This window comes from Stygiolobus caldivivus (genome assembly GCF_019704315.1).
Lineage (GTDB): Archaea > Thermoproteota > Thermoprotei_A > Sulfolobales > Sulfolobaceae > Stygiolobus > Stygiolobus caldivivus.
Genome location: NZ_AP024597.1, coordinates 2,620,092 through 2,633,442 on the forward strand (window position 1 = coordinate 2,620,092; position 13,351 = coordinate 2,633,442).

Annotated in this window: 14 protein-coding genes; 12 read left to right on the forward strand and 2 right to left on the reverse strand. The window is 38.3% G+C overall.

Features of this window, described 5'->3' with window-relative positions; genetic code table 11:
• Positions 1 to 26: 26 nt before the first annotated feature.
• Complete coding sequence (gene leuS, locus KN1_RS13080) at positions 27 to 2,900, forward strand: leucine--tRNA ligase (protein WP_225905705.1); 2,874 nt, start codon at positions 27 to 29, stop codon at positions 2,898 to 2,900.
• Here leuS and KN1_RS13085 read toward each other — a convergent pair.
• A complete protein-coding gene (locus KN1_RS13085; RefSeq protein WP_221288069.1) occupies positions 2,890 to 3,477 on the reverse strand; it encodes a hypothetical protein in 588 nt (195 codons plus the stop codon). The two genes, leuS and KN1_RS13085, sit on opposite strands and share 11 nt — an antisense overlap.
• A 190-nt stretch (positions 3,478 to 3,667) precedes the next feature.
• Between KN1_RS13085 and hisC the strand changes: the two genes are divergently transcribed.
• The 11 genes from hisC to serS are packed head-to-tail and all read left to right on the forward strand — an operon-like array spanning position 3,668 to position 11,786.
• Positions 3,668 to 4,642, forward strand: a complete 975-nt coding sequence (gene hisC / locus KN1_RS13090; protein WP_258712518.1) for a histidinol-phosphate transaminase — start codon at positions 3,668 to 3,670, stop codon at positions 4,640 to 4,642.
• The gene (gene hisG / locus KN1_RS13095; protein ID WP_221288070.1) at positions 4,620 to 5,477 is read left to right on the forward strand and encodes an ATP phosphoribosyltransferase; all 858 of its coding nucleotides are present in this window, start codon (positions 4,620 to 4,622) and stop codon (positions 5,475 to 5,477) included. Before hisC ends, hisG begins: the two co-directional genes overlap by 23 nt.
• A complete protein-coding gene (gene hisA / locus KN1_RS13100; protein ID WP_221288071.1) occupies positions 5,474 to 6,166 on the forward strand; it encodes a 1-(5-phosphoribosyl)-5-((5-phosphoribosylamino)methylideneamino)imidazole-4-carboxamide isomerase in 693 nt (230 codons plus the stop codon). The genes hisG and hisA overlap by 4 nt, the downstream gene beginning before the upstream one ends.
• The gene (gene hisBd, locus KN1_RS13105; RefSeq protein WP_221288072.1) at positions 6,159 to 6,746 is read left to right on the forward strand and encodes an imidazoleglycerol-phosphate dehydratase; all 588 of its coding nucleotides are present in this window, start codon (positions 6,159 to 6,161) and stop codon (positions 6,744 to 6,746) included. The genes hisA and hisBd overlap by 8 nt, the downstream gene beginning before the upstream one ends.
• Positions 6,743 to 7,492: an imidazole glycerol phosphate synthase subunit HisF gene (gene hisF / locus KN1_RS13110; RefSeq protein ID WP_221288073.1), complete on the forward strand. Its 750-nt coding sequence runs from the start codon at positions 6,743 to 6,745 to the stop codon at positions 7,490 to 7,492. Before hisBd ends, hisF begins: the two co-directional genes overlap by 4 nt.
• Positions 7,489 to 8,676, forward strand: a complete 1,188-nt coding sequence (gene hisD / locus KN1_RS13115) for a histidinol dehydrogenase (protein ID WP_221288074.1) — start codon at positions 7,489 to 7,491, stop codon at positions 8,674 to 8,676. Before hisF ends, hisD begins: the two co-directional genes overlap by 4 nt.
• A complete protein-coding gene (gene hisE / locus KN1_RS13120; protein WP_221288075.1) occupies positions 8,663 to 8,956 on the forward strand; it encodes a phosphoribosyl-ATP diphosphatase in 294 nt (97 codons plus the stop codon). Before hisD ends, hisE begins: the two co-directional genes overlap by 14 nt.
• Positions 8,956 to 9,567, forward strand: a complete 612-nt coding sequence (hisH, locus tag KN1_RS13125) for an imidazole glycerol phosphate synthase subunit HisH (RefSeq protein WP_221288076.1) — start codon at positions 8,956 to 8,958, stop codon at positions 9,565 to 9,567. Before hisE ends, hisH begins: the two co-directional genes overlap by 1 nt.
• Positions 9,564 to 9,962: a phosphoribosyl-AMP cyclohydrolase gene (gene hisI, locus KN1_RS13130; RefSeq protein WP_221288078.1), complete on the forward strand. Its 399-nt coding sequence runs from the start codon at positions 9,564 to 9,566 to the stop codon at positions 9,960 to 9,962. Before hisH ends, hisI begins: the two co-directional genes overlap by 4 nt.
• 33 nt (positions 9,963 to 9,995) lie before the next feature.
• A complete protein-coding gene (locus KN1_RS13135) occupies positions 9,996 to 10,397 on the forward strand; it encodes a metal-sulfur cluster assembly factor (protein ID WP_221288080.1) in 402 nt (133 codons plus the stop codon).
• Positions 10,398 to 10,421: 24 nt separating this feature from the next.
• A complete protein-coding gene (gene serS / locus KN1_RS13140) occupies positions 10,422 to 11,786 on the forward strand; it encodes a serine--tRNA ligase (protein WP_221288081.1) in 1,365 nt (454 codons plus the stop codon).
• On the opposite strand, the gene KN1_RS13145 is transcribed toward serS, so the two are convergent.
• Positions 11,787 to 13,310 carry a B12-binding domain-containing radical SAM protein gene (locus KN1_RS13145; RefSeq protein WP_221288082.1) on the reverse strand — a complete coding sequence of 508 codons (1,524 nt, stop codon included), beginning with the start codon at positions 13,308 to 13,310 and terminating at the stop codon, positions 11,787 to 11,789. It lies immediately after the preceding gene.
• Positions 13,311 to 13,351: the final 41 nt, after the last annotated feature.

The window sequence follows — 13,351 nt, forward strand, 5'->3', positions numbered from 1 at the left end:
AATATTTACAATATATAGCTCTTTTGGTGACCTTTATTTCAACATCTAAACGGTTTTCCGATTTTCTCAATGATATATCACAAAAATGGCAGAAGGCATGGGAGGAAGAAAAAATATTCGAGGCAAGTCCTGATTATTCACGTAAAAAATTTTACACTACTGTAGCCTTTCCATACCCTAATTCTCCCTTCCATTTAGGTCACGGGAGAACTTACGTTACTTGTGACATTTATGCGAGATTTATGAGGATGAGAGGATATAATGTCCTCTTCCCTATGGGGTTTCACTACACTGGGACCCCTATCATAGCCATGGCGGACGACGTAGCTAAAGGCGATAAGGAATTAATTGATATTTTCAAAAACATCTATGAAATACCAGATGATGTAATATCGAAATTAGTAGACCCACTATTTATGGCGAATTACTTTAAAGAGGAAATAAAAAAGGCCATGAAGGAGATAGGCCTTAGTATAGACTGGAGGAGGGAATTCACTACTATTGATCCTGAATTCTCATCTTTCATAGTCTGGCAATTTGGCAAATTACAAGAGAAAGGGTTTATTGTAAGGGATACGCACCCCGTAGGTTGGTGCCCAGTCCACCATATACCAGTAGGGATGCATGACACTAAGGGAGATATGGAACCCGAAATCGGAGAATTTACGTTAATTTATTTTGAATCCGACTTGGGCATCTTACCCGCAGCTACATTAAGACCAGAAACAGTATTCGGTGCGATTGCAATCTGGGTTAATCCAGATGCTAATTACGTTATAACTGAAATGGACGGCAAAAAATTTGTAATGAGCGAAAAGGCCGCTTTTAAGCTCTCCTTCCAGATCGATAATTTAAAGACCTTAAATACGTTAAAGGGTTCAGAACTTGCTAAGCATTATGCAATAAACCCCATAACCGGGAACAAGATCCCGATATTGGGTGCGGGCTTCGTAGATCCTATGACCGGTACCGGTGTAGTAATGAGTGTTCCAGCACATGCTCCTTTTGACTACTACTACTTAAAAAAGGTCAAGCAAGACTTACCGGTAATTTCGGTAATATCAGTAGAAGGTCAAGGCGAAGCGTTGGCTAAGGAAATGGTAGATAAAACTAACCCTAAGGGCGATGAAGACTTAGAAAAGTTAACCGAGCAAGTCTATAGGATGGAGTATAATAAAGGGAAGATGAAGAGTAACATAATTGAATTAACTAAACCAGCGTATAGAGACGAATTTAAAACTTTAGTAGGGTTATCGGTTCCAGAAGCCAGGCAGAAAATAACAGAATTTTTAATAGACAAAAAACTTGGGAGAAAGATTTTCGAAATAATGAATAGACCAGTCTACTGCAGATGTGGGAATGAAGTCGTAGTTAAAATACTTAAAGACCAGTGGTTCCTTGACTACGGTAATCCAGAGTGGAAAAGCTTAGCTAAAAAGCTAATTTCTAAAATGAACTTTATCCCGCCCGAAGCCCGTAAAGACTTTGAGTTTGTAGCAGATTGGTTACAGAAAAGAGCGTGCGCGAGGACAAGAGGGTTGGGTACTCCACTACCTTGGGATAAAAAGTGGGTAATTGAGAGCCTAAGCGATTCTACTATCTACATGGCTTACTATACAATAGCCCACCTTATAAAGAAGTATGGCCTTAAACCTTCCCAGTTGTCCTCAGAATTATGGGACTACGTAATGTTAGGTAAAGGGGATCCTTCTGCTGTTTCTAAGTCTTCTGGAATTCCTCAAGAAGTAATAGAGGAAATGAGGAAGGAGTTTATTTACTGGTACCCGTTAGATATCAGGCATAGCGGTAAAGACCTAATTCCCAACCACCTATCGTTCTTTATCTTTAACCACGCTGCTATATTCCCAGAGGAATTATGGCCTAAAGCCATAGCTGTAAACGGTTTCGTTTTATTAGAAGGAAAGAAGATGAGTAAGTCCTTGAGGAATATTATTCCGCTAAGGAAAGCCATCAGAATGTATGGAGCTGACGTGGTAAGGATAACTTTAACATCCACTGCAGATATGGGCTCTGACGTAAACTTCAGTGATAGCTATGCCAAATCAGTGACGGACGCACTTAGGAACTTTTACGAATTAAGTGAAAAAATCACAGAGTATAAGGGTGATCAAGAAGGGTTTCCTGAGATATGGATTAAAAATAAGCTTAATCAAATGGTTATAGAAGTTACTAGGTATATGGAGAACCTTGACCTTAGAAATAGCCTAAACGAGTTACTATATAACCTTTCTTCATATATAAACGAGTACGTAGAAATGGTAAAAGCTGAAGGTAGAGAACCTAATGGGAGAATCTTGAAAGAGTTACTGGAAGTATGGACTAAAATTATTTCTCCCTTTGCTCCACACTTTGCTGAAGAGATGTGGCATAAATTAGGCCATACAACTTTTGTGAGCCTTGAAAAATGGCCTGAGGTACCTGAGTCTTCTGTTAACCTATACGAGGATCTGGTACATGAATACCATAAGAAAGTCCTAGAGGACATACAGTCTATACTTAACGTTTACAAGGGTACTCCGAAAGTAATACGCATATTTGTTTCAACGCCTGAAGAGTTAACGTTGTTGAAGAATGCCCTAGAAATTACCAGCAGAGGAGGGAGTATGAAGGAGTTTATTGAAAAGAACAGACCTAGAGAGAAAGTAGATGTTAAGCTTTATCAGAAAATTTTCGAAGAGGCTAGAGGACTAGATGATAATATGCGTAAACTTATAATAACTTACGATTTTAATGAAGAGGAAGCATTAAAGCAAGGTCTGAACTACTTGAGATATAAATTAGGTGGAAAAGAGATCGAGGTAAAAAGCGCGAAGGAAATGGACAAAACCAAGTATAAGAAGGACGCGTTACCTCTTAAGCCTGCTATATTTATCGAATAAGCAATACAGTACCTTTATCTATTTCTATTTTCCCTAGAGACCTTAAGAAAGCTAATTCATTTCTAACACTTTCTTTACTAATCCCTAATTTATATGATGTAATGTCAACAACTTCTTTCATGCTCATTCGTCCATTATTTTCATTTAGTAGCCTTAAGATTTCTTCTTCGAGAGGGTTTAAGACCCTTTCTATGAGCTTACCGTCCTTAACGTGGAAAATAATCGTATCATCTGTTAGTCTTAATTTATATAAATTATTCCCTATTTTTTCTATCGTATTAACCTCACAACCTAAATTAAAGTTCTTTACGGAAGTGATAAGCCTAAACCTAATGGGTATTTCACTTACTTTTTCGGCCTCGAACACGAGGTTTTCAGATTCTTCCTCGCAAATCTGTTTAAAATTTATGTCGTAAGGATAAAATTCCCATTTAATTTTGTCAAAGTTGATTATACAAGGTTTTTTGCCTTGAGAGTATATTCTTTGTGCAGCATTTATAATAATGACTAGGTTAACGCTATAGTAATAACTTCTAATAAGCCTCGGTTTTTCCAGGATTTTTCCTATAACATCCATATAAATTAAATGAAGACCCTAAGCGAGATTTAAGGGTTATTATATTTAGTCATGCTAGAGTAAAGCTTATTTTTACGTTTGCGTCTTTTATGTAGGGTTTCCTATTGCACCAACCGTAAAAGATTTAATATACCCTTGGCTTCTGGACGCAGAGGAGTATAACTTTGACGATATAAAAGAAGGAGTCAGAATGCATTTAAATGAATCGCCTTATTCTCCTCCACCACATATTTTAGACGCAATTCAAAAATACCTACAATACGCTAACAGATACCAGCACCCAGAACTAACACAGCGATTCTCTGAACTGGCTGCTGAGTATAACAAGGTAGAACCAGAGAACATATTCCCAACTCCAGGTGGAGACGGAGCTCTCAGGTCAGTATTTTATAACCTTGCACAGCCTGGTGATAAGGTAATCACTAATTTTCCAGCGTATAGCATGTATAAGGTTTATTCGTCAGTTAGAGGGCTTAAACATGTTAAGGTGAAACTTATAGAAGGTGAAGAGTGGTGGTATGAAGATAGAGATACTTTAGTGAAAGAGAGTAAAGATGCTAGGTTAGTAGTGATAGATAATCCTAATAACCCCACAGGTTCGCCTATGCTTGATGAGGAATTAGTTAAAGAACTCGCAAGTAATGTTAAAGGTTTTATAGTAATAGATGAAGCATATTATGAATTCTACGGAAAGACTTTTGCTCGTATAGTCTATGAGTATCCTAACGTCTTGATAGTTAGGACCTTAAGCAAAGCGTTTTCTATGGCATCTCTTAGAGTAGGATACATAATAGGTAATGAGGATTTAATAAAGGTGCTCAAAAAAACATCAACGCCATTTGATGTGTCTTTACCTGGGTTAATAGGAGGAATTAAGGCGTTAGAAGACCCTTCTTATGTTAGGGATGTAGTAAATAAAATAAATGTAAATAAAGAATATTTATTAAAAGAGCTTAGAAAGTTTGGGCTTAAAGTGTTCAACTCTTATACTAACTTCCTTTTTGTTAAAGATAATAGAGACCTTCTAACTCCGCTTATGGCTAGGTCTATAGCAATTAGGAACTTAATATCCGGTTATTATAGAATATCAATAGGTACTAAAGAGCAGTGTGAGTTATTAATTAAGGTGTTAGGTGAGATCCTTGAAGATAGCAATACCAAATAAAGGTAGATTACAACAGCCCGTAATCCAGTTTTTAAATAGTGTTGGCATTAAACCTTTGGCGAGCGATGAAAGGGCTCTAATAGTCCCTACGAATTGGGAGGGAGTACAATTGGTTATGGTGAGGACTGAAGATATACCGAATATTGTTGAAGCAGGAGCGGCTGAACTAGGAATTACGGGTTATGATTATGTTATGGAGTCAGGAGTAGACGTAGAGGAGTTAGTAGATCTAGATTTTGGAAAAGCTAAAATAGTCCTAGCCGTACCCAATTCATGGAATATATCTTCCCCTCAGGATATTAAAGGGGAGATACGTATTGCTACGAAATACTTTAACATAGCAAAGAACTATCTTATACAAAAGGGGATTAAAGCTAAGTTAGTTAAGATAAGCGGTGCTGCAGAAGTTATGCCCTCCTTAGGTGCTGCAGACGCAATAATAGATGTCATGAGTACCGGGACTACTCTTAAGCTGCACGGCTTGAAAGCTATAGACACTGTCATGGAGAGTAAGGCTGTGGTTATAGGTAATAAAGACTGGATGAAGGGTGAAGAGGCCGAAAGGATAAGCCTCCTCCTCACTTTAATGAAAGGCGCCCTATTTGCTAGGCATAAGAAAATGGTGTTCATGAACGTGCCTGAAGAAAAACTTGATAAAGTTTTATCAGTGTTACCTGCCATGCTATCCCCGACCTTATCTAAGCTAGCAAAGAGTGAAGCATGGGAAGTGATAACGGTAATAAATGAGGACGATTTACCGGATATTATAGGTAAAGTAATTGCTAATGGGGCTAGAGATATTGTGGTAATAGACATAGAGAAGGTGATAAAATGACGATAGAAATTATCCCAAGTATTGATATTAGTGAAGGTAAGGCTGTGAAGAGGATAAGGGGCCAGAGAGGCTCCGGTCTAGTCTTAGGCGATCCGTTACAAATAGCTAAGAGTATATACAACGAGGGATATGATAAAGTCCATATAGTCGACCTAGACGCCGCTGAGGGAGTGGGGGATAATGAGGGGATTATTAGAAGGATTTGTAAAGACGTGAGTTTTGCACACACTCAAGTAGGGGGAGGTATCAGGGGTCTTGATAAAGCCAGTAGGATAATAAATGAGTGTAAATATGTTGTAGTTTCGACTTTACCAGTTACTGATCCAAGAAAATTTGAAGAGATAAAAGAAAAAATAGGGAAAGAGAAAATTATTCTCTCCATAGATTATGATGAACAAGGAAACGTCCTTATCAAGGGGTGGAAGGAAAAAAGAGACGTTAAAGTATATGATATGCTCTCGTTTGACGTATACGGTTTTATATTCACATATGTACCTAAAGAGGGTACAAAAGGAGGGATAGACGAGAAAATAGGGAGTTACACTAAACAAATTAATAAAGTGAAAGAGTATGCTGGTGGTGTTAATACAATTGACGATCTGTTAAAGCTTAAGACACTTGGCTTTGATTATGCAATTGTCGGAATGAGTTTTTATAATGGTAGGCTCAGAGGTGTAAAAGTTGTATAATAATAGAAGTGTAAAAAAAGTAAGGGAGACAAAAGAAACTAAAGTAGAGGTGGAATTAAATATAGACCAAAAGGGAGAAGTTAAAGTGGTAACTCCGGTCAAGTTCTTTAACCACATGCTTACTACTTTGCTTTATTATATGAATACCACCTCAATGGTAATAGCTGAGGATAAGCAGTGTTATGATGACCATCACGTGGTAGAGGATGTAGCCATAACTTTGGGAGAAGCGTTTAAAGAAGCTTTAGGGGATAAAAAAGGGATAAGGAGGTTTGCTAATTTCGTTATACCTATGGACGACGCTTTAGTCCTCGTAGCAGTAGATATATCTGGGAGGGGCATAAGTAACGTAGAACTAAATCTTTCAAGAAGTGAAATCGGGGGGTTAGCGACTGAAAACGTATTTCATTTCTTCCAGTCATTTTCATATCACTCTGGGGTTAATATGCACATTATACAATTAAGGGGTACTAACACTCATCATGTTATTGAGGCTTCATTTAAAGCACTAGGTCTGAGTTTGTATGAAGCCAGTAGAATAATATCACAAGATATAATAAGTTTGAAGGGAAGCTTATGACTGCTAAACGTATTATTGCATGCCTAGACGTTAAGAACGGAAGAGTTGTGAAAGGAGTGAATTTTCTAGACCTTAGGGACAAAGGGGATCCGACTGAGTTAGCGGCTAGATACGAAGACGAAGGGGCAGATGAAATAGTATTCCTTGATGTTACAGCTACAATAGAAGGTAGAAAAGCCCTTCTTGAGGTAATTAAAAATACCGCTAGCGTCCTCTCAATTCCCTTGACTGTAGGAGGGGGTATAAGGAATATTGAAGATGTGTCGACAATTTTAGGTAACGGAGCTGATAAAGTAAGTATAAATACAGCTGCCGTTGAAAATAAAAAACTTATAACTGAGGCTGCACTCCAGTTCGGTTCTCAGGCGGTAGTCGTTGCAATAGATGCTAAAAAAGTAGGTAAAGAATATGTAGTTTTTACGAAATCGGGTACATACAATACGGGGCTTAATGCAGTTAAATGGGCTAAAGAAGTAGAAGCATTAGGTGCAGGAGAGATCTTGCTTACAAGTATAGATAGAGATGGAACTAGAGAAGGCTATGATATAGTTTTAACTAAGGCGATTTCCGATTCAGTTAACATTCCAGTAATTGCAAGCGGTGGAGCAGGTAAAGAAGTACATTTTCTTGAAGCTCTAAAGGTTGCGGATGCTGCGTTAGCAGCAGGAGTTTTCCACGACGGAATAATTAAAATACACGAACTTAAGATGTATTTGAAATCACAAGGTATGGAGATGAGATTATGATTTCGTTTGAGTTACCTAAATCAAGACCAAATGATTTTACAAGAGTACTACCTGTTGTTGAAGAAGTTATAAAAGGAGTAAGAGAAAAAGGTGATATTGCTCTATTAGAACTAGAAGAAAAATTCGATCATGTAAAATTAGATTCGGTAGTAGAAGACAAAGTAGATGAGTTAGCGGAAAAAATTCCCCCAGACCTTAGGGAGGCCATAGACTACATTTATGACCAGTTGACTGAATTCCATGAGTCCATAAAGCCATATAATGCTGGAGGGAACTCGAAAGGGGTAGAGTTTGGGGTATTATGGAAACCTGTAGAAAAAGTCGGTATATACGTCCCGGGTGGAAATAAGGCATATCCGTCAACACTACTAATGGCTGGTATCCCTGCTAAAGTTGCCGGTGTCAGTGAGATTTACGCAGCGACTCCTCCTAGTAAAATTGACCCAGCAATATGTTATATTTCAAAAAAACTAAGAATTAAAAAATTGTATAGATTGGGTGGAGCTCAAGCTATAGCTGCTTTTGCATATGGTACAGAATCAGTTATACGTGTTGATAAAATAGTAGGCCCTGGTAACATTTATGTTCAAGCTGCTAAATTTCTAGTAAGTAAGGAAATAGGGATAGATGGAATAGAAGGCCCCACGGAACTGGTTATTATAGCAGATGAGAACGCAGACGCTAAAGAAATCGTTTTAGACATGAAAGCTCAGGCTGAACACGGTACCTCCACTTTTATAGTATTGTTATCTACTTCACAAAGCCTTATTGACCAAGTCGTCCCTCAACTTAAAGACGATAATATAATATATTATATCATAAAAGTGAGCACCATTGAGGAAGCTATTAAAGTCCTAAATGAAATCTCGCCTGAGCACCTCTCTCTCTATGTGGCTAACCCTAAGAAATACCTTGATAAAATTGCTAACTCAGGTGCCATAAGTCTAGGAGCTACACCACCTGCGATTATCGATTACGCTGCAGGCCCTAACCATATCCTACCTACTAACCGCTGGGCTAGGTTCAAGGGTGGCGTAACCGTTTACGACTTCCTTAAGCCCGTTATGTACGCCTATACAGAAAAACCTGATGAGAAACTTATCAGATCAGCTATGGTATTAGCTAGGCACGAGGGTTTTGAGTTTCATGCTAAGAGTATAGGTGTTAGATATGGCAGAGAGTAGTGAAGTATTAAATGAGTTGTATAAGATTATCCTTGACAGGCTTTCATCCCAAAGAGAAGGAAGTTATACTGTTAAACTCTATCAAAGGGGTAAACCTTACATTGCACAAAAAGTGGGGGAGGAAGCTAGTGAGGTAATCGTGGCATCATTAGCTGAGGGTAAAGAAAGGCTTATTAGTGAAATAGCTGATCTTCTTTACCATTTATTAGTCTTGATGGCTGTAAATAATGTTAAACCTGAGGAAGTTTATGAAGAGTTAAAGAGGAGGATGAAAGGCTAATGAGAGCTACTGTTATCAATTATGGAGTAGGAAATTTATTCAGTATTTCTTCAGGTCTGAAGAGGGTCGGCTTTGAAGTTTCAGTAAATTCAGAACCTTTTGGCAATGAGGATCTTGTTGTCCTACCAGGTGTAGGTTCTTTTAGTGCTGTTTCGGGTTATCTCGGTTCTCGTAGAGAGGTGTTTGAAGATATGAGAAAAAGCGGTGTATATTTTTTAGGTGTATGCCTCGGTATGCAAGTAATGTTTGAAGAAGGGACTGAAGGAGGTATCAGTAAGGGATTAGGCTGGTTCAAAGGTAAAGTGGATAAATTAATTCAAAATAATAAGGAAAGGTTAAAACTCCCTCATATAGGCTGGGAAAAACTGGTTGTGACTGACCTCACATGTCCGCTCACCGAGGGCTTGAATAACCAATATGTATATTATGTGCACAGTTATGTGGCATATCCTGATGACGAGAGTATTGTAAGGGCCGTAAGTGTGTATGGTATTTCCTACCCTGCGATAGTCTGTTCTGGTAACCTAATCGGGACCCAGTTTCATCCTGAAAAAAGTAGTAAGGTCGGAAAGGTTTTCTTAGGCAACCTTTACAGGTGGGTCAAAAAATGATTAAGCTTAGCTATGAGGAAGCTATGAAAATAGCTGATAATCTCTGGTTCAGGCATACTGATTCTACTATTATAGCGGTTTTACAAGACGTAGAATCCAAAGAAGTCTTAATGGTAGGGCATATGAATAGGGAAGCGTTTATAAAAACTCTTACGCAGGGTTATGCCCATTTCTGGTCTATAAGCAGGAAAAAACTATGGTTGAAAGGGGAAACAAGCGGGCATTACCAGATTGTAGAAGGGTTTAAAATAGACTGTGATGGGGACGCTATAGTGCTTTTTGTTAAGTCAGTAGGACCTGTTTGTCATACGGGTAATAAGACCTGTTTTTATAGATCTTATAGCGATTTAGTTAGTGATTTAAATAAAGAAAAAGAATTAGGCGTAAAGAGTTAATACTTGTTTTAACATATTTTAACTGGGTTAAAGATGGTAGAGGTCAATAAAGAGGAGTGGAAAAAGAAAATTATGGAAGCGCTAACTCAAGTTTACGATCCTGAAATACCCGTCGATATAGTGAACTTAGGGTTGATCTATGAGTTGAAAATCTCAGATGAAGGGGACGTATACATAAAACTCGGTCTAACTGCACCAGGTTGCCCGGTAGTGGACGACTTAATATATACAGTAGAGCAGGTCATAAAAGAGACCGTCCCAGCTAAATCAGTAGAAGTAGATATAGATTTAGAGACTGTTTGGTCTCCTTTAAAAATGACACCAGAAGGGAGAGAGAAATTTAAGAAATTGTATGGCTATGATATAGTAGAGATGTGGGTTCAAACCTACGGACTACCAACTGAAGATACACAACAACAGGAACAGAAGGCATAAAATCTTTTCACCTATTTCTTACTTGTGTCTTGGAGTATATTGGAACTACTAAGAACCAACCCTGAAAAACTGAAGGAAAGTATAAAAAGGCGGTTTATAGACGTTTCTCTTGTTGACAAAGCATTAGAACTAGATAAGGAATGGAGGGCTACACTACAAGAGGTAGAGAGGTTAAGGCACGAACATAATGTAATTAGTTCCCAAATTCCCAAAGCTCCTAAGGAACAAAAGCAAGAACTCATTAAGAAAGCAAAAGAATTATTGAAAATTCTAGAAGATAAAGAGAAACAGTTGCAGAAGATAGAAGAGGAAAGAGATCAGATTTTATCCGAGTTACCAAATATTGTAGACGACTCCGTACCTTTAGGCCCAGACGAGAACTACAGCGTCCCGGTTAAAGTATGGGGAAAGTTTAAAGTATATGAGAAAGATGTAGAAGAATTTTTGAAACAAGTAAAGGGCCTAAATCCAAATTACGAAGTAATAAAGTGGAAACCTATAGGACATGCTGATATGCTTGAAAATGTTTTAAAACTCGGGGATACCAAGAAAGCGGGAGAGATAGCCGGGTCAAGGTTCTATTATTTATTTAACGATATAGTTTGGCTTGATATTGCATTATTAAACTATGCCATAGATACTATGACTTCTAAAGGCTATACGCTAGTTTTGCCCCCTTATATGTTAAGGGGAGAAGTTATAAAGAGCGTGATTGACCTAGATACTTTTAAAGATGCTATATATAAGATCGAAAATGAAGATTTATATCTAATAGCTACTGCAGAACATCCTATTGCAGCTTTGTTCTATAAAGAAGACATTCCGAGAGAGAAATTACCTTTGAAATTTGTAGGAGTAAGCCCAGCATTCAGAAAAGAAGCTGGTGCTGCCAACAAGGATTTAAAGGGGATCTTTAGAGTACACCAGTTCCACAAAGTAGAACAGTTTATCTTTTCACCGCCTGAGGACAGCTGGAAATACCATGAAGAGTTACTTTCTAATGCAGAGCAAATATTTCAGGGACTGGAATTGCCATATAGGGTTATAAACATAGCCTCAGGAGACTTAGGTTCATGTGCAGCTAAAAAGTATGACTTAGAAGTATGGATGCCGGCACAAGCTAAATTTAGGGAAATGGTAAGTTGTAGTAATTGTCTAGACTGGCAGGCATTTAGAATGAAGATAAGATACATAGACTATAAAAACAATAGAAAGGGTTATGTGCACACTTTAAATAGTACGGCTATAGCAAGCACTAGGACTATTACTGCCATCCTTGAAAACAACCAAAGAGAGGACGGAGTAGTAGAAATTCCTAAGGTCTTAAGGAAATACCTAGAAGCATTCAGCGCAGCACCTAAAGACTATATATATCCTAAAAAAGATTGATCACTTTCTGAGATAGCCCTCTAACTGTGCTTCTACTTTTTTCATCTGGCTCTTCGCAACTCTCAGGAAAAGCTTAAGCGTTAACCTAACAGGCATATATATCGGTGATTTGAGGTAAAACCTGTTGAGTATGTCCTCAGCCCAATACACGTCGTGCCAGAACACTTTCTTGTAAAGCTCTATATGAGCATCGTTTAGCTTAACTTGGGTGAACCAGTCCTTGTTCTTAAAATACCCCATAGGTACAAAGAACATAGGTACTAAAATACTCCTGTAAGGCCTTAGGTTATCGACCAATTCAATAGTCTTATAAACGTCGTCTTCAGTCTCTTCTGGGAGACCTACTATCATAGTTCCAGCTGGGACTATATTATGCTCATGCATTATTTTGAAGGCTTCTTCAACTGTCTCAGGGTACTCGTCCACCTTATATGGTGCTGACTTTGCGGGCATTATCTCCTTAGCCAATCTAGAGGAACCGGTTTCAATACCTACTTCAACACCCAAGTAATTCTGGTTTCCGTCTTCGTATATGATTTCTGTGAGTTTTGATATTAGGCCATATTTTTCTTCAGAATAGCGTATAGCTGCTAGGCTAGCGTGGCTCCACGCTATACTTTTATAGTATTTCTTTACAAGCTTATGGAGTTTTATAAGGGGTTCTGGCCTTGGGTATATTCCTACTGCACCGTAAAATAGTACGTCATCACTATGTACAACTCCGTGTTTTACTCCGTTCTTGACATTAACTTGCAGCTCTCTCTCTATTTTTTCTAAAGGATAATACCTAGTCGGTCTTAGTGTAACGGAGCAAAACCTGCAAGACCTAGCGCAACCCCTCATTATCTCGATGAGGCCGTTTACGCTGGCCCCTTTGATTTCCGGTATTTGGTCAACTGACGGTGCCTCGTCAGCACCTATATATACGTATTTAGGTAGTGGTTCATTGTTCATTATTTTTTCTGCTAGTTTTACTATATACGTATCTGCTTCGCCATCAACTAAGGTATCTACCCCGATTTCTTCTATCATGTCTGTTTTCCACAACCACTGCCATACTGACGGTCCTCCGGCTATAATTTTCATTCCTTTTTGTTTAGCTTCTTTTATCTCAGGTTTATGTATGAGTTCTTGGAAACTCTTGTAATTTACTGGTTCTTTTTTAGTTATACCCCACCACGTAGAAGAAGGCGGGCCAAATGCGAAATAGTCATGGTGAGAAAGCATTAGAGCTTTTGCATCGGGTAAATATTTGTGTAAATGATCGGGGTCAATTATAGCTGCTTTAAATCCAGCATCTATTAAGGCTGCTTCTATTTTTCTCATCCCATAAGGTGCTTCTCGTGGCCTGCCTAGTTCATCTGTTTTCATCTTAGGGCACGCTAACCATTTCCATGCTTTCTCAGGGATCCCTATGGCAGGCCCTGTACCTAAGAACCCTAAGAACTCTTTACCATGATGGTTGGTCATTAGGCATCTGTCGGTAGTTATAATAAAGTCAAATTTCTCTTCCAAAAAACTCACCTTCTATGACTTTAGGAACTTATATTTATAAAGACTCCTTT